The organism is Micromonospora sp. NPDC023966, assembly GCF_040639095.1.
GTDB lineage: Bacteria > Actinomycetota > Actinomycetes > Mycobacteriales > Micromonosporaceae > Micromonospora.
In genome coordinates this window covers 1-20,042 of the sequence record NZ_JBEZZJ010000039.1, presented here as the reverse complement: position 1 = coordinate 20,042, position 20,042 = coordinate 1, and the positions used below count along the sequence as shown (strand labels likewise).

Genomic DNA, 20,042 nt, shown 5'->3' with positions numbered 1-20,042 from the left:
ATCATCGCTGCTCGCTGCGGTCCTCGCCTCGGTCGGCCGCCGCGGCCGGCGTGAGGCCCGCCGCGGATGCACTATTGGAGCAGGTCTCGGATGTCGGCGGCGGTCAGTTGCGCGGACGCGAAGTCACCGCCGTCGAGGACGCTGCCGAACAGTTCGGCCTTGCGGGCCTTGAGCGCCATCACTTTCTCCTCGATCGTGTCCTTGGCGACCAGCCGGTACACCATCACGTTGCGGGTCTGCCCGATGCGGTGCACGCGGTCCACGGCCTGCGCCTCGGTGGCGGGGTTCCACCAGGGGTCGAGCAGGATGCAGTAGTCGGCCTCGGTCAGGTTCAGTCCGAAACCGCCGGCCTTGAGGCTGATTAGGAACACCGGTGCCGTACCGTTCTTGAAGTCGGCGAGCACCGTGGCCCGGTCGCGGGTGGCGCCGTCGAGGTAGCAGCAGCGGATGCCGGCTGCTTCCATCCGCTGCCGGGCGGCGGCCAGGAAGCGGGTGAACTGGCTGAACACCAGAGTGCGGTGGCCTTCGGCGATGAGGTCGTTGACCTGTTCGGCCAGCACGTCCAGTTTCGTTGATGGCACGGCGCGGTGTTTCGGATCGACCAGGGTGACGTCGAGGCTGGCCTGTCGCAGCAGGGTCAGTGATCGGAAGATCTCGAACCGGTGCTGCTGTAGGTCGCCGAGCAGTCCGAGCACCTTCTGCCGCTCCCGCTGCAGGTAGGTCTGGTACACCTTGCGGTGTTTCGGGTTGAGGTCCAGCTCGATGACCTGTTCCTGCTTGTCCGGCAGGTCGGCGGCCACGTCGGCTTTGCGGCGGCGCAGCATCAGCGGCCGGATCCGCCGTCGTAGCTGGGTGAGCCGTTCCGGGTCGTGGGCCTTCTCAATGGGATGGCGGTAGTGATCAGTGAACCGGTCCGCGCGGGGGAACAGGCCAGGCGCGGTGATGGACAACAGCGACCACAGTTCGAGGAGGTTGTTCTCCATCGGCGTGCCGGTGATGGCGAGCTTGAACGGTGCCGGGAGTTGCTTCGCGCAGCGGTATCCCTGCGAGTGGGGGTTCTTGACGAACTGGGCCTCGTCGAGGATCAGCCCGGCCCAGTCGAGGGCCTCGTAGTCTTCGAACTCGAGTCGGAACAGGGTGTAGGAGGTGACCACCAGATCAGCACCGCGGACCGCGTCGGCGAGGGTCGCGCCACGTCGTGCGCGGGTCTGGGTGATGGTGGTGGTGACGAGGTCCGGTGTGAACCGGCTCGCTTCGCTCGCCCAGTTGTGCACGACGCTGGCGGGGGCGACTACTAGGAACGGCGCCCGTGGACCGCCGGTCTCGCGGACGTGGCAGATCAGGGCCAATGCCTGCAGGGTCTTGCCCAGGCCCATGTCGTCGGCGAGGACCCCGCCGAGTCGGTGCTCGTGCAGGGCGGCCAGCCACCGGAACCCGTCCTGCTGGTACGGCCGTAGCGTGGCCTTCAGCCCCGATGGGATCGGATGCTCGACGCGGTTGCCCGCGCCGGACAGTGAGCGCACCGCTTCCTGCCAGGCGGCTGCCTCGCCGGTGACCTCGCCGAGCTCGGCCAACTCCTGCCACAGCCCGGCCTGGAAGCGCCCGACCCGCAGCACGCCGGGCGGCGGGTCGTCCAGTGCGCGGGATTCGGCGATCAGGTCGCGCAGTTGGCGGAACTCGGGGTGGTCGAGGCTGAAGTAGGTGCCGCTGGGCAGGATGAGGTACTGCTGATCTGCGGCGAGCGCGACGAAGAGCTCGTCGAACGGCACCTGCTCACCGCCGACCGTCACCTGTACCGACAGGTCGTACCAGTCCGGCTGCCCACCGGTGTCTGCGCCGGCGAACGTGATGACCGGGGCCTGCAGCGTCTCCTGGTAGGCGAAGCTCGCGTCGTCGAGCTGCGTGACGATATCGACGCCGTCGATGTCGGTCAGCCGGGGCAGGATGTCGTTCAGGAACCGGATCATCGTGTCGCCGGCCACGTCAGTGGTGGCCGCCAGCTGAGGCCCCGCAGGCGTTGATTCCAGCAGGCCCAGCGCCGGGTCGGCGACCATTTCGGTCACCCGCCGCACCACCTTCTCCCGTTCGGCGGCGTGGGCGACGGGTGCGGGCGCCCACAGCGGCTCCCGATGGTGACGGTCACCGACCCGCAGCACCCACTCCCATCGCAGCGAGAGCCGAGGATGCCCGGCCATGCGTTCCACCGTCAACGTCAACGCCGCCGCCCCGAGATCAGGCAATCGCACCGACGGATCCACCGCGACCACTTCCGCCTGCCGCAACAGGCTCGGATAGTACTGCTCAAAGAACCGTGCCTCGTCGTCGGCGGGAACCCGGATCGCCGGCCTTGCCAGCATGCCGGCGATGCCCGGCTCCAGCGGCCGCGCGAGCGGCGCGAGCCGCAGCACCCTGTCCCGTGGCCGCGGGGCGGCCTGTCCTCGCACGCCCCACCAGGCAATGCCGTGGACCGGCTGGCCCACCAGCAGGGACGAATCCGGGGCGACCGGCACGCCGTCGGCCAGCAAGGTTGGTACGAGTAGCAGGCCATCACCGGTCCGGTCGACCCGTATTGACACCCGCGCCGCTTCCCGACACACGACGACCCGCCCGGCCGCCTTTCCGGCCTGCAGCATCGGCAACCCGGTCTCCTGAGCCTCGCTGAGCAGGTCCCAGATCCGCCGGCTCGCGAACGCGTCCAGGTAGACCGTCTGCTGGTAGCCGCTGTAGTAGTGCCGGTCCTCGGCTGCCGTGGACAGCGCCAGGATCTCCTTGAGGAGCTGCCAGTGCCGCTGCACCCGCCTCGGCTGCCCGTAACAGGCGTAACTGAGATTCGACCAGGAGATCCCCGACCGTACCCACCCGCTGCGACCTGGCACCACAGGGCGCAGGGCGATCCGCCACGACGATTCCGCGCCGGCCTGCTCGGCAGCCGCGACGAGATCGAACTGCAACCCGACGCCGGCCCGCGCCGACTCCGGATCGGCGGAAGGCTCGGGCGCCGTACCGACCAGCGGGGACAGCGCGGTCTCCCACGCCGGCGGTGGCGCCACGGCCCGCGGGCGGGGCACACCTCGGGCCGACACGACGGCGAGGATCAACGCGGCCGGATGGGCGCAGCCCGGATCGTCACCGCAGCTACACGATCCCTGCACCGCCGTGATGTCGCCACTCGGATCGGTGGACGCGATGGCGGTCACCGTGCCGGGCAGCTCGCCGCAGAGCCGGGCATGAGCCTGCCCGGCCTGCGGATCCCACTGCACGTCGATCAGCTCGCCGCGATTGAGGTGGGCCCGTGCCTGGACGAACAACCGTGTGCCCACGGCCACGCGCACGGACTCCTCGTCCCCGGTCAGCAGCAGCCGTGCCAAGCTCACCTCCACGACATCTGGCCCGGGCAGCCGCGAGCGTATCCTTCCGCAAGGTGGGCAGTGCCCAGCGCCACCCGGTCCGTCCGCCCCGTCGGCTCGGGCACCAACGGGCCGCGGCCTGGGATGGCCGACCGGAGGCTGCCGACGGCCAGCGCGAGAAGTCGAACCCGCGCGGGCGGCGGCAGTCCGGTCCCCGGGTAAGGCGGTCAGCTGGCAGGCGCCCGGCCGCTCGTGTGGTGATCGGCAGGCGGGTAGTTCGTCCTTGGCGATGACCGTCAGGCTGCAGGCCGAGCCCGGGAGATCAGATGGCCGGCAGGTCGATGTCGTGCCAGCCAGCGACGCCGCTCAGACGTACGATCTGGGCGGGAGGTAGAGACATGGCCAGCGGCAATGGCGCACCGCCTGGGTCACGGTATGTGGACCAGCGGCACTTTGTGGTCGCCGCCACTCTGTCCGACCTGCGCGGTCCGGTTCGCGGTGTGGTGACGCTCGATCGGTGGCTCGACTGGTCCGGCGACAGCACCTACGACCTGGACGACGCCGGTGATCTGCAGCTGATGTACCAGACGGTGCTGAACCAGGCCAATTCGGTTGACGACTTGTGCCGGTGGTTACACGGCCCGACGCTGCGCCGTTTGTGGCCCGCCTTGTGGCTCCCGGCCCGGCTGCGGGCGTTGTGGCAGGCACGCTTTCCCGAGCTGAGCACGCCGCCGCAGACGCTGGCCGGGTAAGAGTGGATCAGGTTCACCTCCGCCTGGCGGAGATCGGCCTGCGGGTCGCCGCCGGCTACGGATTCGCGTTGGCCGGCGGCTACGCCGTGCAGGCCCACGGCATCCTGGACCGCCCGAGCGAGGACATCGACCTGTTCACGGCGTGGGAGCGTCGTGGCGAGTTCGGGGCAGCAGTGGACGCGGTAGTCGACGGCTACCGCGCCGGCGGGTATTCCGTCGAGGTGACGCAGCAGTTCGACACCTTCGCCCGGCTCGCGGTCACCGATCCCGCTCAACCTGAGCACCCGTACAAGGTCGAACTGGCGGCCAACTGGCGCGCGTTGCCGCCGGTGATGATGGACGTCGGGCCGGTGCTGCACGCCGACGACGTCGTCGCGGGCAAGATGTCCGCCCTGTATACGCGAGCCGAGCCCCGAGACTTCCTGGACATCGACGCGGCCCTCATGACCGGCCGCTACACCCGGACGCGGCTGTGCGAGCTGGCCGAACAATCCGACGCGGGATTCGACCGGCGCATCCTGGCGGACCTGTTCGGCATGCTGGAGCGCTACCCGGACCGCCGTTTCGCCGCCTACGGCGCCCACCCCGCCCACATCAGTGAAATGCGCAAACGCTTCGCGCAATGGCGCGAAGAACTCACCACCAACCTGCCGTAGCGTCCGCCTGAAACGTGCAGGGGCGCGTGTCCTGGTGGCGGTACGGCTACCGCAGCCCTGTATCAATGGATGCGTGACGCCGACATCGACCGGTCAAGCGACCGCTGCTTGCCCGTGCGGTTGCGGTGACCATTCCTGCGGCAAGGTAGACCAGGGCGATACCTGCGCCGTTCACGATTCTGGGTGACCGCCGACTGATCAATCGGTCCGTGCTGGATCGTCATCTCAGACTGTTCTGATGGCGTCGATCTGCTACCAGGGTGCCGACTCGGGATCGGACAGGACCCGGCTTGGCGGAGCCCATCGATTGGACGGATATCGTGTACTTTGTAAACAACCTCCAGTTGGATCACCATTCGACTCTCCACGCGAATCCTGGCACCCCTGTCCAGCTCGCAGTGCGAGAGTACCGCCCACGGGAATTCAAGAACCAGCCTGTCGTTGTCATGCTGCACGGCGCCAGCGTGCCAGGCTTTCCGGCTTTTGACTTCGGCCGCGGAACCATTTGGAGCCGTTACAGCTGGGCAAGGGCACTTGCGGACCAAGATATCCACGTTTTCATCGTGGAGCAACAGGGATCTGGGAAATCAACCCACCCCCAACCAATGGACGACACCAAGAATTTCACCGTTGCCGACCAAGAAAAAGTCTATGTGTCCGGTCCGTTCTGGTCTCCTTACACGGGCGAGCATCCCTACGGGCGGTATCTCAACGACACGGATAGCGACGTCGCCGAACTCGGCACGGTCCTTAACTGGATCGCCGAATACCGGGGTATTTATCACATTCACCTGATCGGCTACTCGGCCGGGGCATTCACTGTTGGCCGATTCACATTGACGTACCCTTACCGAGTAAACAGCCTATTTCTTCTCGCGCCCATCTTCCCGCCGTATGGCCTGACCGGCCCCATCCCCTATCCGGACCCGAGGCTGGACCCAGCCAAATTCGGCGTTCCAATGACGATTCAGACCTGCGGCGAAACAGCTGGGCTGTGGAAGCTCGACCTCGACAAGGGCGCGAGGCGCGAGTCGGACATCGAAGACGCGCTTTGGAAAGAAATCATGAAGCAGGATCCGCTCGCCGCCAGTTGGGGTTGGCCGGGCATACCGGGTGTGATCAGAATCAGAACCGTGCTGCGGTTTGGATGGAACCTTGCGACGGTCACTAACGACGACGCCCTCGGCGTCGATGTGCCGGTGGCCATTGTTTACGGCGAAAGCGACTCGCAGGTGTTCACCAGTCCAGAAAGCCGGCCCCTTCCCCAATGGGGCGGTCCGCCCCTAAATGAGTTGCCGGGTCCGCCATTCGATCCTACTTGGCTTTATCGCGCCATCAAAGGCCGCAACAAGGTGATGTTTCAGCTACCTAGGACTGGACACTTCATGCCTTGGGAAAATTCAGCTGCGACCTTACATGACTATTCCGCTCAATGGATCAAGACAAGATCGATTGAACAACATGGAAATGGCGCTTTCAGCTTTATCCGAACGGCGGGGGGCCACGAGATGATGATTCGGCTCGACTTGTAAAAAGCAACGCAAACAATCCGATAGCACGCATCACGTCTTCCCCGAACGGTGGCAACCCGTCGGGGCCCGACATGTACGACCCGGCCGGCGGGCCGTCTGGGGACGTGTCCGGGGTGGGCGGGGCGGCCGACCGCGCAGGCGACGGAGATGGACGCGGATCATGAGGTCGCTTGACGCACCTCTACCTCGTCGGTAAAGGACCAGCCCGCCCCGGTCGGGTTGACGCTCAGACGGACGAACCGGGTCCCAGTGGTGAGGTTGATGAGCCGGAACGTGGCCACCGCGCGAGCATCCCCCAGCGACGGTGCGGCCATGGACCCGAGGGCGGTGAAGTTCTGGCCGTCGGTCGACACCGCCACGTCCACGTTCTTAGGTAGGACGATGCCGGTCCCCGGGTCTTGCAGCCACCGGCTTGTCACCTCGTTGACCGTCGTGACACGGCCCAGATCCAGCGTGCAGGTGAACGGCGAGCTGGTCAGCCGCCCCGTCCAGGCGGGATCAATGTATGCCACGGTGCCCAGTTGCCCATCGGTCAGCTTCGCTCCTGGATCGGGGTAGCCCTGGTCTGCGGGCAGCGAGCAGGAGTAACCGGCACCCCGCGACAGGTTCACCGGTGTAGGCGGTGCTGCGGCTGTCGTGGCAGACGCAGGGGCGGTCGGTGCCGACCTGTTTCCTGCCGCATCTTCGGCGACGACGGTGTACTCGTAGGTTTCTCCCGGGTTGAGCTGGGAGTCCACGTATGTGACTGGTTCCTGGAGCTGGTGCTCGATGCAGCCCTCGCTCTTCCCGCAGCTGGAGCGGTCGAGTGAGGCGAGCTGGCGCACAAGGGTGCCGTTGCGGTAGATGAGGTACCGCGTGACCCCAATTCTGTCAGTCGACGCCTGCCAACGCAGCGTAACCGCTTGGGGATCGCTGGCGATGGCGGTAAACCCAGCGGGAGTTGTCGGGGCTTCTGATTCGACCGCTCCGGTCTTGAGATAGGCACGGTAGGTCTTGTCGTAGGCGGGATTGACCACCACGGGGCTGTAGTAGTGGTCGTAGGAAAAGCTCCAGTACCTGTTGACGTAGGGCCGCACGGCATGCATGTCGCTGACTACGTGGGCAGTGGGCATTGAGATGAAGCCGGTGCTAGAAGGGATGAACGTTTCCGTGTCGGCCCACAGCTGGGTTGTCGGGCTGACGTCCTGGATGGCCTGTTTGGTCGCGGCGAACCATTCGGGCAGCTGCTCGGTGGTGGCGTGTCCCGCCCCGACACCGTCCTGCATCGCAATCACGTCGATGTCGGATGCGGAAAGGATTTGGCGCCACATCTGCGACCACCCGTCCGCAGAGAGTCCGCCGCTGCTGTTGTAGAAGGGCGAAATGACCACGGGCATGCCGGTGGTTAGCTGGTTCAGATGCGTGCCGACGGTCTGGTAGAAGGACGCCATGCGGTCCCACGTGACGGTCGAGGGGAAGTTCCAGTTGTCTACCTCGAAGGAGAGGTACCAGCCGGCGATCGTGTCTCGGTAGGTCGACCCGTACTTCTGCCACAGGTCGTCCGCGAGCTTGTTCGCGTATGCCGCCTCAGCGTCCAGCCATGCCTCGTCGTTGGCGTACCGATTCCACCACTGGTTGTTCGTCTGTAGGCCGAGGAACACCTTGATGCCTTGGCGCTGCGCCGCGGCAAGGATCCGTCCCACCACGTCGGTCTTGGTGCTCTGCGGCTCGGAGGAGGGGTAGATGCGGGTTGCCGGGCTGGTCCCGGTATCGGCCGTCCACTGGATAACCTGCTCCTTGATGCAGGCCCTTGCCAGCATCTCCATCTCGGCGCGCAGCTGCGCGTCCGTCCAGCGGTCGACCAGGTCGGGCTGGATGAAGGACCCGGAGAAGGACGGAGCGCTCGAGGCGCATTGTCCACGACCTGAAGCTGCGTGTGCTGGGATTGAGTGAGGCACGATGACGACGCTGGCGGTGGCCAGCGCACTGAAGGCCGCTGCGATCCTTCTCTTCACAAGCCTGATCCTCATCTTCTCGAGCGGTTCGTTGGGCGGAGATCGTGTTGTCCGTGGGCGACGGAGGCGACATCTGCGGCTTTAGGGAATAGGCGCGCCACGCCGTCGTCAGCTAGTAGAAGGGCGCCCTGGAGCCCGGTGGCTTTCGGCGGTTCGGCTGCGGGAAGACCGTGCTCGGCCAGCCGGGCCTGGAACGGTTCCACCAGCAGTGGGCCCGCCCGGAAGAGCGACCCGGTCCACGAGATGGTGAAGGCACGCGCAGACGTCAATTCGCCGAAGACACGAAGCACGGCCGCGGCAGCCGAGTCCGCCAGGTCTTCCCCGGCTTGGCGCCAGATGGCGGTAGCGATCGGGTCGTCATCGCGGGCGGCTTGGGCCAGGTCCTCCGAGAATCCGGCGACGAGCGGCGCGGCGTCGGCCGTCCTGGCCAGCCGCCTCGGAAGATCCGCAAGCGAGCCATACCTCTTTTCGGCCGCCTCGCGTAGGAGGTTGCAGCCGCCTCTGCCGTCCAGGCAGCGGTAGACAGCACGAAGCCCTGCCCGGCCGATCGCATATCCGCTTCCATCGTCACCGAGCGTGGCGCCCCAGCCGTCGATCCGCTCGCATCGGCCGTTCACGTCGCTTGCCAGCACGATGGTTCCCGTCCCTGCTGCCACCACGACGCCCGGGACGAGCCCGACAGCGCCCAGGTAGGAGGTCACTGCGTCGGTCGCGAGGACAACCCGCTCGACCCCGAGCGGCCGGTAGGAGCCGAGCGCCTCCTCCGCTCCGCAGACCACGTCGTGGAAGCCCGTCATGCCGGCTGACAAGACCTGGGGGGTCGGTAGGTGGTGGCTGTCCAATGCTGCGGCGACCTCGCTTGCCAGTGCGCCGAGCACTGCGTGGGGCTCATCGTCCGCTCGGCCTGGCGCGACGCTCCACTCGTGGAGCGTCGCGCCGTCCTCGGCCAGCTTCAGGCGAGCGCCGCTCTGACCGACGTCGACGGCCAGCACCGCGCTCACTGCGTGCCTCTGTCCCTGTCACGACTGAGCGACGTAGCGGCCACGAGCCGCCTGGCGATGGCGACGGGGTCCGTGATGGCGCCCCCGACCACGACGAAGGAGGCGCCAGCGCCGAAGGCTTCTGCCACCTGCGCTTCGGTGCGGTAGCGACCCTCGGCCGCCACATGCAGTCCATGCCCGTAAAGCTGTTTCACCAGGGCGATGTCCGGGTGGTCGGGCGTAGGTCCCGTGTAGGCGGTATACCCCGAAAGAGTGGACCCCACGACGGCCGCTCCGGCATTCCATGCCATGAGTCCTTCGTCGAGGGTGGAGACATCCGCCATGACCGGCGTCCTCAAGTCCTCCGTGACGCGTCGGACCATGGCCCCCGGATCCGGAGCGCCCTCCGCGGTCACCTCCAGAGCTACGATGTCTGCGCCCGCTTCGACCAGCCTTGCCGCATGCTCGTAGGACGGAGTGATCAAAGGACGATGCTTGCCCGGCACCTTGTCGAGGCCGATGACCGGCAGATGGGTCACCTGCTTGACCGCGCGGATGTTATCGGCTCCACAGATTCGCAGGCCGACAGCTCCGGCGAGCTCGGCGCATGTGGCCATCACCGCGATCAGGTCCGGCCGCGCCAAAGGATGGCCGTCAGGCGCCTGGCAGGAGATCACCAGTCCGCCACCGAAGTTCCTCAACAAGTCGCTGGACGACGCAGCTTTTCCACCTGAAGATCCGTTCGTCATTTCAGTGCTCCGGCCGTCATCTGGCTCATGAAGAACCGCTGACCGAGCAGGAAGATCCCCAGAGCCGGGAGCGTGAAGATCACGCATGCGGACATCAGCGGGCCCCATGCCACGTCATGCTCGGAGAAGAAGGCGTAGAGACCGACCGAGAGTGTGTACTTGTCGGGGTCGTTGAGGTACAGCAGGGGTCCGAGGAAGTCGCTCCACGTCCACACCAGTTGGAAAACGCCGGCGGTGACGAGCGCGGGACGGCAGAGCGGCAGCACGACCGATCGGTAGATCCGCCAGTGTGAGGCTCCGTCAACGCGCGCGGCCTCCAGCAGTTCATCCGGTATACCCATCATGAACTGCCGGACCATGAAGATGAGGTACGGCGTGCCGAGGAAACTGGGCAAGACGAGGGGCCAGTAGCTGTTGGTTGCTCCGAGCCTGCTCCACATGATGTAGACGGGAATCATGGTGACCTGGGGCGGCAACATCATGGTCGCGAGCACCAACCCGAAGAGCACCTTTCGGCCCGGCCACTGCACCTTCGACAGGGAGTAGGCGACCAGCGGACAGCTGATCAGTGTGCCGAGAACACACAGGCCGGTGACGATGCAGGTATTCAGCATGTAGCGGCCGACCGGCAGGGCGTCCCCGGCGGCGGCGTAGTTTTCGGTCGTCCAGTCTGTCGGCCAGAACTTCGGCGGCGAGTGGAAGATGTCCGCCGGCGTCTTGAACCCCGTTATCACCATGACGAGGAACGGGAAGACGAAGAACGACAGCATCACTACCAGCGGCACGGCTCCGACGGCCGGCAGCGGAGCTCTCCGCCGACGCCGCGTCGGCGTTCGGCTGAGCGCTGCCGTGGGTTCGATCACCTCAGTTGTTGGCATAGTGCACCCACTTTCGAGCGGATCCTAGAAGCGCGAAGGTGAGCAGCATGGTGAAGACGAACAGCACCCAGGCCATTGCAGAGGCGTATCCCATTTTCAGGTTCACGAATGCGCTTTGGAACAGGTACATGGAGTAGCTCAGCATTGAGTCGCCCGGGCCGGCGGTGGATTGGTTGAGGCGAGTCTGGGCGAGCAGATAGGGCTGGGCGAAGAGCTGAAGATAGGCGATCATGAGCACGATTGACTGGAAGAGGGTGATGGGGGTGAGCGACGGCCAGGTGATGTGTCGGAACTTGGCGAACAAGCCGGCGCCGTCGAGACTCGCGGCCTCGTACAGCTCCATCGGAACCTCTCGCAATCCAGCGAGGTAGATGAGCATCGTCCCGCCGACCGTCCAGACCGACAAGATGATGACCGCCGTGCGTGCCCAGCCGGGCTCCATCAGCCAGTTGGGAGCCGGCAGATGCGCTAGCCGCAGCAGGTGGTCGACGAATCCGTACTCCGGGTTGAGCAGCCACCGCCAAAGGTATGCGCCCACGACGACCGGCACGATGGTCGGAAGGTAGGCCATCGCCCGATACAAGGGCTGACCGCGCAGCGGGAGGTTCAGCAGGTGCGCGCCGGCGAGCGCGAGACCAATGTTGAGCGGTACGCCCACAGCCGCGAACACCAGCGTGTTCTTCACGCTCGTGATCAGCCGCGGGTCCTCGAGCATCGCCCGGTAGTTGTCGAGGCCGACGTTCGTCGGCGGCTGGAAGAGGTTGAAGTCGGTGAAGCTGTACTGCAGGGACGCAAGCAGAGGGTAGGCGATGAGTACCGCGAACCCGACGACGAACGGAGAGGCAAAGGCCAGCCCCACAAGGGAGTTGCGGAGCGTGGCCTTTGCTCGCCGACGCCTAACCGCCATACGAAGCTGCCTTGGCCGCCAGCTCACTGAGCGCTTGCTGCGCTGGCTTCTTGCCTCGGTTGACGGAGTCGATGGCCGAGGCGAGGTCGGTGGCGTACTCGGAGCCACCCGGGGCGCTGGAGAGGGCCTTCACCTTGTCCTGCTTCAGCGAGTCGAGGAACGGCTGGAAGTTCTTCAGATCGCGGTAGATCGGGTCGTCCAGCATCGAGGTCCGCGCCGGGAGGTTCCCGAGTGCCTTACTGAAGGGCAACATGCCGTCCTTGCCCAGCATGTAGGCCATGAATTCCGCGGCTTCCTTCTTGTGCCGAGAGTTGGCCGGGATGAAGAGGGTGCTGCTCGTCAGCTGCGTCGTGCCGGCCGGAGCGGGATCGGCAACCGGGATCGGGGTCACGCCCCACTCGAAGTTCGGTGAGGTGGACGCAATGCTCGCGCAGCGCCATTCGCCGTCGATTTCCATTGCGACCTTGCCGGTCTGGAACGGGTCCTGGGCGGACGAGTAGGGACCGAATCCGCCCACGAAGCGGTTCACCTTGTCCGCGCCGTACGCCTGGACGATGTTCTGGGCGTAGAAGTCCAGCGCCTTCACGTTGCCCGGCTTGTCAGGGGTGGGCGCACCCGTGGCCGGGTCGTTCCACTCGCCCCCGAAGGCGTAGCCGAGCGTGGTGATGGACGTCGGGAGGTCCGGGTTGCCGAGCCCCAGCTGGGTGATGCTCCCCTTGCCGTCGACCTTCGTCAGCTTGCGGATCGCAGTGGCGAACTCGTCCATGGTCTTGGGCGGCTGCACACCGGCCTCCGCGAGCAACTTCTTGTTGTACAGCAGCTGGAAGCTGTGCACCGCGATCGGAAGCGCGTAGGTCTTGTCCTTGTACTTCATCTGGCCCATGGCAGCGGAGACGAAGTCGTTGGCGTCGATGTTGTTGCTGCCCAGGTACTGGTCGAGTGGTTCGAGGATCCCCTTGCTGGCCCAGCTCCCGACCTGGTTGCCGAAGCCGTCACTGATGTCGAACGTTCCCTGCGCGCTCGACATCGAAGCAAGCTGCTTCTGCATATCGGGGTTGGAGACGCCCTTCACCTGGATCTTGCTCTGGCTGGCGTTGAACTTCTCGATGACCTGCTCGAGGGCCTTGGCCTCTGGACCGGTCCACAGGTAGGAGAACGTGATGACCGTCTTGCCGTCGGAGGTCTTGTCTCCCCCGGCTCCGCCGCCCGAGCACGCAGTGGTGCCGAGCACCAGTGCTGCCGCAACCGCAGCGATTGCGTACCTCCTGCCGAAACGCCTCCCGCGAGCGAACTGCGTTAATCTCATGGCAACTCCAAAGGATGAAGAAGATGAGTGAAAGGTCTACGCCAATTTCCAGCCGACGTCAATAACCTAGGTCCGTCTCGTGGTGCGCCTGCGGCGGGTGACACCGTCGGCGGTCCCGCTCTGGCACCGTGCTCCGCCTGGTTCGACTGCCTACGGGCGCGCGCCCAACGGTCGTCCGACGTCGATCCGGCCGTACCGCGGGAGGTCGGGACCAGCCACCGGAGGCCTCGAGATCGGGTATACCATTGCCATACCATTTGCGCGAGAGGTGTCAATGTCTTCTTTGGTTAGGTCCCAGCCCGCCGAACCGTCCCGGGAGGAGAAGCCCGCCCGTGGCAAGTCGGGATGGGTGCGGCGTCATGTCCTGGGAATGATCGACGCTGGCCTCGGTCCGCACGACCGCCTCCCGACCGAACGGGAGCTCGCCGAAGAACTCGGCGTCAGCAGGCTGACGGTCCGGCGCGTCCTGGACGACCTGACGGCGGAGAACAGGATCTACCGGGTCCAGGGTTCGGGGACGTTCGTACGGCCAACGCGGATCGCCAAGTCGATGGAGCTCACGTCGTTCTCTGAGGACATGCGGTCGCGGGGCATGGTGCCCGGCTCGCTCGCCATCGAGATCAGCTTGGAGCCCGCAGGTGCGAAGCTGGCGTCGGCCCTGGAACTGAGCCCCGGCTCCCCCGTGATGTCGATCCGCCGAGTGAGAACGGCGGACGGCGCGCCCATGTGTGTCGAGCGCTGCCAACTGCCGGCGCATTTGGTGCAGGGGTTGACCGCCCAGGACGTCGGTGGCTCGCTGTACGAGCTTCTCGCCAGTCGGTACGGGATCCAGATCGACCGTGCCGACCAGAGCATCCGGGCCACGGTCCTCGACCCAGAGGACGCAGCCCGTCTCGGGGTGCCATCGTTCTCAGCCGCGTTCGAGGTGGAGCGACTTGCCGTCGACAACCGCGGCCGCCCCGTAGAGCACGCGGTTTCCTTGTACCGCGGCGACCGCTACTCCTACGACCTCAGCGTGGCCGTGCGGAAGCGGTACAAGGACTGAGGAGCCCCGCGGAACGCGGCATCTACGGCGATTCAGAGGCCACAAAGAAATCTGGCGAAGCCCGCAACACCTCGACGCCGAGCGACACCAGGGGGCCGGCCGGGACGAGCCTGGCCGTTGCGGCGCCCACCAGGCCGATGGACTGGAACCTCCTCTGCATGAGCAGGGGCTCGAGCCGGCCGAAGTCGCGGCGAGTTCCGTACCGGTGGAGCCAGTAGTCGCGCAGCTCAGTGCGACCTAGATGACGGATTTCCGCCCGGACAGGGACCGGCTGGAGGTGGTAGGCAGCACCCGCCAGCTCCTCAACGTGGTGCAGTGTCGTGTTCGATTCGTGGTCACAGCCTAGGAGAAGGATCATGCCGTCCGGGTCGGCCGCGAGGCGCGCATAGGGCGAGCCGGGCCCGCAGGGGGTCACGCAGTCCTCGTGGCCCTCGGTCAGCCTGGTCGCGGCAGCTCCGACAGCCGTCACCGAGTGGGTGGGGTGAAGCGAGCGCACAGCTTGTGGCCAGGTCCGGAGCGTCTCGGCCATCCTTCCCGTCCAACACGGCGAATCCGCCGTGTCGAATACCAGATGCGTGTTCGGCCCGATGTGCTCGTTGCCCGTCAACGTGGGTGCCAGGACCGTCCCCTCGTCACCGACCACGTCGAGCAGCGCCTGCACGACAGCCGGGGCGCCGCCGGCGACGCGGCCGAGCGAGGACAGGGACGAGTGGATCAGGACGTGGTGACCCGCGCGCAGCCCGAGCCGCGCCAGCTCCGTCGAAATCTGTGCCTGTTCTATCGTGCTCACGGTTCCCAATCACTTCCCTCTCTCTTTTGGTACAGGCCAATTAAGTACCATCGCCCCCCACTGGTCCCAACCGAGAGCCCCGTGGGCAGGCCTTCGAGCGCCAATCGATCCGGCCTGAAGCCGTGACTTGTTACGACAGTGGTGTATACCATTCGTGGCATCCACGCCACCTCAAGGAGAACCCATGGACCTTGCGCTGCTCCCGCTGGACGACCGCCCGGTCAACACCGCGATGGTCGCAGAGATCGCCGCCATCGCCGGTGCCTCGGTTCTTCTTCCCCCGTCGCACATGCTTCCCCACTTCCGGACGGCGGCGGACCCGCGCGTCCTCGGCTCCTGGCTCACCGAGGTCTGCGCCGGCGGGCTGCACGGGGCGGTGGTCTCGCTCGACATGCTCGGCTACGGCGGGCTAATCCCCTCACGTATCAGCCACGACCCGCTGCGGCAGGTACTGGCCAACCTCTACGTGCTCGAGGAGATCCACCGTCGGCATCCCGACCTGCACGTCGGCGCACTGAACGTGTTCCTGAGGGCAAGCAACTCCAACAACGCGTCAGAGGAGCCGGAGTACTGGACACAGTTCGGGACCGACCTGCACGCCCTCGGCGCAAAGGCACACCGGGCGTGGCTGGACCAACTCAGGACCGGCCCGGCACTCGTCGGCGACGACCGCGTCCCCGACGAGGTGCGCCGGGACTTCGCCCTGCGGCGACTGCGCAACCACAGCGTCAACCTCGCCGGCCTGAGCATGCTCCACTCGGGCATCGTGCAGACGCTGCTCCTGACCGCTGACGACACTGCCAAGTTCTCGGCAGGCTCCGCAGAACAGGTCCTGGTCGACTACTGGCGCACGCTCCTGGGCCCGGAGCAGAACCTCTTGGTCTACCCGGGCGCGGACGAGGTGGCTGCCGTGATGACCGCCCGATTGCTCAGCCTCCACCACGGCACCACCGTCTTTTTTTCGGTCGACTGCTCCGAGCCGGAGGGACTCGCCCGGATCGCGCCCTTCGAGAACGTCCCCCTCGAGACGACCGCCCGCCGACAGATCAGCGCCGCGGGCGCGCGAGTGACGGCACAGGAGGCCGACGTCCGGCTCCTCGTGCACGCCCCGTGCCCCGACGGCGGCGACTACTACGGCTCCCGACCCCAGCCCACCGACCCGGCCCTGATCGCCACTACCGTGCAGGCGGTCGGCGCGGCACTTGACCGCGGTGAACGGGTCGCCGTGGCAGACTGCCGGTTCCCCAACGGCGCCGACCCCGCGCTGGTCGAGGGCCTCCGCGACGCCGGATTGCTGCTCCGGCTGCTGTCGTATGGCGGATGGAACACGGCAGGCAACGCGATGGGGTCCACGGTGGCGGCGGCCGTGACCGCCGTGGTTGGCGAGCGCGCTGGCACGCTCGACGCCGCGGCGCAGCAGCGGTTCCTCCTCATCAGGCTCGTCGAGGACTATGGATACCAGTCCGTCGTACGCGCCGAGCTGATGGCGCGGGGGCACGGCTACGACGAGGTCGATCTCTACGGCGAGCGCGGCCGGCAGGCCGCCGACTGGGTCCGGGACCGGCTCGACCAAGTCCTGGCACAGCTGCTCGACAAGGATGACGCCAGGTGGCGCGTCCGGTCCGTCGACTTCCCCTGGGGGCGTCCCTTCGAAATCGGTCTGCAGATCGCGCCGGTAGAAGCGGCCGCGGAGCAGCACCGCCCGTGATCTCCACCCTGAGGCCGGTCCATGCTTCCGACGAGCTGATAGCAGCCGAGATCACCATGCAGCGGCGGCGGCGCGGCACGGAGCCATGGACCGCCTCGTCACCTTGCGCCGCATCCACGACGCAGGTGATGTCGGCTGGTACTGGTATCTGATGAAGGCCGAACTGCGGGCGCGAGGCCATCTCGCCGGATCTTCCCTGCGACGACGACTCGGCCGGCCCGCTCGATACGCCGACACCGTGGCCGACGCGATCGGAGACCGGAGCAATCCGACCGCCGTCGTGCAATCGCTCGGCGGCTTCACCGCCCCGCTCGTCTACGACCGCGTGGCGGTGAACTGCTCGTCCTGGTCACGCGCCCATGATCCCCGCGCCAGCAGAGACGCCCGGCTCCTCAGCCGCGTCGCCCGGGAGCGCCTAGGCATCACCCCGGACGAGATCGACGGCGGGCACCACCGCGCTGAGCCGCCCACACGAGCTGGCCGACCGCCTCGAGGCCAACGCCGCCGAGCGGTCGACCGCACCTGGACCGGCTCGAACCACCACGTGATCACCGTCGGAGCCCGCCGGTTGGAAGTAGTCCCCTCCCATGGGAGGGGACTGCTTCCAGCCCTTGTGCGGTCATCACTCAACGTCGCGTCCGCTTCCTCGACCGCCCTCATGCATAAGCTGCACTATCAGAGGATGACGCTGAGGCCGCACCATAGATGGTCTGGCGCCTTCGGCGTCAGAAGCCACCGCGGACTGGCGGAACGATGATGCTCGCGCCGGCGGGCACGACATTCGGTGAGGCATCCTTGTGGTACAGCCACGTGTCGGGGTCGTCGGTCACGTTGCGAACCTGAAGCTTGAACGCGCCGCGGGGCAGCCCTTCCCCATCGATGACCACTCGGTTGCCGTCAACCGACACGGAATCGCGCTTGACCCAAAGGCGGCGGTTGTCGCCGATGTAGACTGCGAAACTCTCCGGTGCCTTGGCCGACTCGGCGTCGATCCTCTTCTGGAACGAGACCGTGACGCCGCCGTCTGGAAGTCGAGCAGCCGTGGTCGGCACAGGCGGCTCCTGGTACATGTACCCGCCGATGTGGTACTCGTACGCGGTCCACGTGCTGAAGCCCATCTCGGTCGCGGTCTGCACGAAGCTGTTGAGCCAGTTACGATCGCGAGCCATTGCGGGCTGGGATCCGATGTCGGTCTGCACGCCGAGCGGAATGCGCGGGTGGTCCTTTCGAATGTCATCGACAAAGTTCTGGTATGTGAGGACGTAGTCACCCGGAAGGTCGGGGCGGATCCAGTCGGGCCAGTTGGTCTGCAGCACGTGAAGGTCCGGCTTGACCGTCGAGATCATCTCGGCGGCGTCAAGTCCCTGGTATTCGCGCTCCAAGGCAACAGAGTCGGGGCCGGCGTCGACCGCCAAGGACCAGGTCGCAACCAGCACGCCGGGGTTGACGTCACGGACACCCCCAGTCCCGTTGATGAGCTCGTTGAGGAAGCGGTTGACCGCGTCAACGCGGAACTCCACCCACTTGTCGTAAAGTTCACGGTCGTTGAGGTAGTAGTTGCTCGCGCTGGGGTCGGTGAAGTTCGGGATCTCCCGGCCGTACTCCGCCTTGAAGGCACGCTGTGCATGCGGGCCGACGTCGCCGTAGTAGCCGCGGCTGATGCCGTTCCAGTCCGGGAAGTAGGGCTCGGCGACCTCGATGCCGTCGAAGCCGTAGTCGTGGACGAGCTTGGCAACGGCCTGCTTCTTCCAGGCGACGTACTCGGGCGAGTGCGGCGAGAAGCGGTAGTACCCGTCGTTCGCTGGCGTCACGAGCTGCATCTGCCAGTCCTGCCAGCCCTCAGGGAAGCGTTCTACTGAGTAGGAGCCGTTGCCGAGCACCAGCGCCCACACAGTCAGTCCCCGGGCCTGGAGTGCGTCAACCAACTCAGCGTCGACGTTGTTCTCGTTGACGACGAAGTACCGAACCGCCACATAGCCGTTCTGGACGATCTCGTCTGCGATGCTTTCCCGCGAGCGGCCCTGGTAGTACGCAAACCCTGGGTCGAGCTGGATGGTTGGGCCGCTCACCCTACGCACCCGGTCGCTACTGGACGTGATTCCGGCCGATGCAGCCTGGTCCGCCGCGAGTGCCGGGCCTGGCCCCATGGTCAAGGCAGTCAACGCTGCGATGACTACGCCCACGGCGATGGAGCGCGCTGGTCTACGACGACCTCGATCTCGTCTCATTCTTCGCCTCTCCAGATTGGTATAGTCCATTCCGCTAACCACTGACCGTAGATGCAGCATCGATGGTCGTCAAGAGGCAACTTGGCTAGACCATTTCGAGACGGAGGAGCGCGGCGGCCAGTTCGGCGGCAACCGGATCGGAAGCGCCTACCGTCCACAAGCACAAGCGCCTTAGCGGCTGTTTTCTGGACCTCGTCGGCCAAACCGTCCTGCACGACCCCGCCTAACTTGATTTTTAACCCCCGCAGGTCCTTTAGGGACCCTGACTGACCACGGAAACAGCCCTTTGGTCGGGTCTGTCAGAAAGATCGTGTGTGAGGCGGTGATCCGGCAGGCTGGAGCGGTTGCTCCGGCCGGGAAGGATCAACGTTGACGAACAAGGACACCGCAGCCGAGGACACGCAGGCTGTCGAAGGCCCGGCTCCTGCGGGGCTGGACGTGCGGATTGCGCAGGAGCTGATCGATCAGGCCCGGGCGCAGGGTGTGTCGCTGGTCGGGCCTGGTGGCCTGCTCAGCCAGATCACCCGCACCGTTGCGCAGACCGCCTTGGAGGCGGAGATGACCGAGCACCTCGGCTATGAGAAAGGCGATGCTGCTCCAGGACCGACGTTCTCGATGAGTACGTTGTCTCACCCTGATGGCGCCGCCGCAGGCCCGCGGCCAAGGGTTCGATCGCAAGCACTCGAGGCCGCAATGGAGGAGGCACCGGCGTCGCCGAGATCAGGTCGGCCGGCGCTGCCCCTGCCGCACGTCCTCCTCGATCCGCCTGGCCGTTTCGAGCAGCGGCGGCAACAGCTCCTTTCGGATCGCCTCCGACGACCCGCGGCTGGCGTGCGCGGAGACGTTGACCGCGGCGATCACCTGCCCGCTCTCGCCGTGGATCGGCGCAGCCAGCGACCGCAGCCCCTCCTCCAGCTCCTGGTCGACAATCGCGTACCCCTGAGCGGCGATCTTCGTCAGGACCGCGCGCAGCCTCGCCGGGTCGGTCAGGGTATTGCGTGTCAGTTGCTTCAGCTCGGCCGTGGCCATGTAGTCGTCCAGCCATTCCGCTGGCTGCGCGGCGAGCAGCACTCGTCCCATCGAGGTGGCGTAGGCCGGGAACCGGGTGCCGACGCTGATCCCCACCGTCATGATCCGCTTGGTGGGCACGCGGGCCACGTACACCACCTC

16 protein-coding genes and 1 pseudogene are annotated in these 20,042 nt (G+C 66.2%); 7 read left to right on the top strand and 10 right to left on the bottom strand.

The window, feature by feature from the left end; all coding sequences use genetic code 11:
- Positions 1 to 71: 71 nt before the first annotated feature.
- Positions 72 to 2,633 (bottom strand): DEAD/DEAH box helicase, encoded by a 2,562-nt coding sequence (locus tag AB0F68_RS30410; protein ID WP_357344528.1) that lies wholly within the window; start codon positions 2,631 to 2,633, stop codon positions 72 to 74.
- A 1,112-nt stretch (positions 2,634 to 3,745) separates the two neighbouring features.
- Here AB0F68_RS30410 and AB0F68_RS30405 point away from each other — a divergent pair.
- The 3 genes from AB0F68_RS30405 (at position 3,746) to AB0F68_RS30395 (ending at position 6,287) form a co-directional block, all read left to right on the top strand.
- Positions 3,746 to 4,099, top strand: coding sequence for a hypothetical protein (locus AB0F68_RS30405; RefSeq protein ID WP_357344449.1), 354 nt, complete (start codon positions 3,746 to 3,748; stop codon positions 4,097 to 4,099).
- A gap of 2 nt (positions 4,100 to 4,101) precedes the next feature.
- Positions 4,102 to 4,755 (top strand): nucleotidyl transferase AbiEii/AbiGii toxin family protein, encoded by a 654-nt coding sequence (locus AB0F68_RS30400; protein WP_357344447.1) that lies wholly within the window; start codon positions 4,102 to 4,104, stop codon positions 4,753 to 4,755.
- A 290-nt stretch (positions 4,756 to 5,045) separates the two neighbouring features.
- Positions 5,046 to 6,287, top strand: a complete 1,242-nt coding sequence (locus AB0F68_RS30395) for an alpha/beta hydrolase (RefSeq protein ID WP_357344445.1) — start codon at positions 5,046 to 5,048, stop codon at positions 6,285 to 6,287.
- A gap of 158 nt (positions 6,288 to 6,445) precedes the next feature.
- Here AB0F68_RS30395 and AB0F68_RS30390 read toward each other — a convergent pair whose 3' ends face one another.
- The 6 genes from AB0F68_RS30390 to AB0F68_RS30365 all read right to left on the bottom strand — a co-directional run bounded on the left by AB0F68_RS30390 (position 6,446) and on the right by AB0F68_RS30365 (position 13,026).
- On the bottom strand, positions 6,446 to 8,281 hold the full coding sequence (locus AB0F68_RS30390; protein WP_357344443.1) for a DUF4434 domain-containing protein: 1,836 nt from the start codon (positions 8,279 to 8,281) through the stop codon (positions 6,446 to 6,448).
- An 11-nt stretch (positions 8,282 to 8,292) separates the two neighbouring features.
- Entirely contained in the window at positions 8,293 to 9,282 is a 990-nt protein-coding gene (locus AB0F68_RS30385) for a BadF/BadG/BcrA/BcrD ATPase family protein (RefSeq protein WP_357344441.1), read from the bottom strand.
- Positions 9,279 to 10,010: a putative N-acetylmannosamine-6-phosphate 2-epimerase gene (locus AB0F68_RS30380; RefSeq protein ID WP_357344440.1), complete on the bottom strand. Its 732-nt coding sequence runs from the start codon at positions 10,008 to 10,010 to the stop codon at positions 9,279 to 9,281. Before AB0F68_RS30380 ends, AB0F68_RS30385 begins: the two co-directional genes overlap by 4 nt.
- On the bottom strand, positions 10,007 to 10,795 hold the full coding sequence (locus AB0F68_RS30375) for a carbohydrate ABC transporter permease (RefSeq protein WP_357344438.1): 789 nt from the start codon (positions 10,793 to 10,795) through the stop codon (positions 10,007 to 10,009). Before AB0F68_RS30375 ends, AB0F68_RS30380 begins: the two co-directional genes overlap by 4 nt.
- Positions 10,796 to 10,874: 79 nt before the next feature.
- Positions 10,875 to 11,747: a sugar ABC transporter permease gene (locus AB0F68_RS30370; protein ID WP_357344436.1), complete on the bottom strand. Its 873-nt coding sequence runs from the start codon at positions 11,745 to 11,747 to the stop codon at positions 10,875 to 10,877.
- Positions 11,748 to 11,784: 37 nt separating this feature from the next.
- Complete coding sequence (locus AB0F68_RS30365) at positions 11,785 to 13,026, bottom strand: ABC transporter substrate-binding protein (RefSeq protein WP_357344434.1); 1,242 nt, start codon at positions 13,024 to 13,026, stop codon at positions 11,785 to 11,787.
- A gap of 445 nt (positions 13,027 to 13,471) precedes the next feature.
- On the opposite strand from AB0F68_RS30365, the gene AB0F68_RS30360 reads away from it, so the two are divergent.
- Positions 13,472 to 14,146 (top strand): GntR family transcriptional regulator, encoded by a 675-nt coding sequence (locus AB0F68_RS30360; RefSeq protein ID WP_357344432.1) that lies wholly within the window; start codon positions 13,472 to 13,474, stop codon positions 14,144 to 14,146.
- 22 nt (positions 14,147 to 14,168) lie between these two features.
- Here the strand turns inward: AB0F68_RS30360 and AB0F68_RS30355 are convergent, their stop codons facing one another.
- Positions 14,169 to 14,936: an AAC(3) family N-acetyltransferase gene (locus tag AB0F68_RS30355; RefSeq protein WP_357344430.1), complete on the bottom strand. Its 768-nt coding sequence runs from the start codon at positions 14,934 to 14,936 to the stop codon at positions 14,169 to 14,171.
- 184 nt (positions 14,937 to 15,120) lie between these two features.
- Between AB0F68_RS30355 and AB0F68_RS30350 the strand changes: the two genes are divergently transcribed.
- The gene (locus AB0F68_RS30350) at positions 15,121 to 16,644 is read left to right on the top strand and encodes a DUF4127 family protein (protein ID WP_357344428.1); all 1,524 of its coding nucleotides are present in this window, start codon (positions 15,121 to 15,123) and stop codon (positions 16,642 to 16,644) included.
- A gap of 85 nt (positions 16,645 to 16,729) precedes the next feature.
- Positions 16,730 to 17,401, top strand: coding sequence for a hypothetical protein (locus AB0F68_RS30345; RefSeq protein ID WP_357344426.1), 672 nt, complete (start codon positions 16,730 to 16,732; stop codon positions 17,399 to 17,401).
- Here the strand turns inward: AB0F68_RS30345 and AB0F68_RS30340 are convergent.
- Positions 17,370 to 18,713, bottom strand: coding sequence for a hypothetical protein (locus AB0F68_RS30340; RefSeq protein WP_357344424.1), 1,344 nt, complete (start codon positions 18,711 to 18,713; stop codon positions 17,370 to 17,372). The genes AB0F68_RS30345 and AB0F68_RS30340 overlap by 32 nt on opposite strands.
- 606 nt (positions 18,714 to 19,319) lie before the next feature.
- Between AB0F68_RS30340 and AB0F68_RS30335 the strand changes: the two are divergent.
- Positions 19,320 to 19,469 (top strand): annotated as a pseudogene (locus tag AB0F68_RS30335) (IS256 family transposase); the annotation flags it as partial.
- Positions 19,470 to 19,592: 123 nt separating this feature from the next.
- Here AB0F68_RS30335 and AB0F68_RS30330 read toward each other — a convergent pair.
- Positions 19,593 to 20,042 (bottom strand): IclR family transcriptional regulator C-terminal domain-containing protein (locus AB0F68_RS30330; RefSeq protein ID WP_357344422.1); only part of this gene is annotated, 450 nt, incomplete at its 5' end.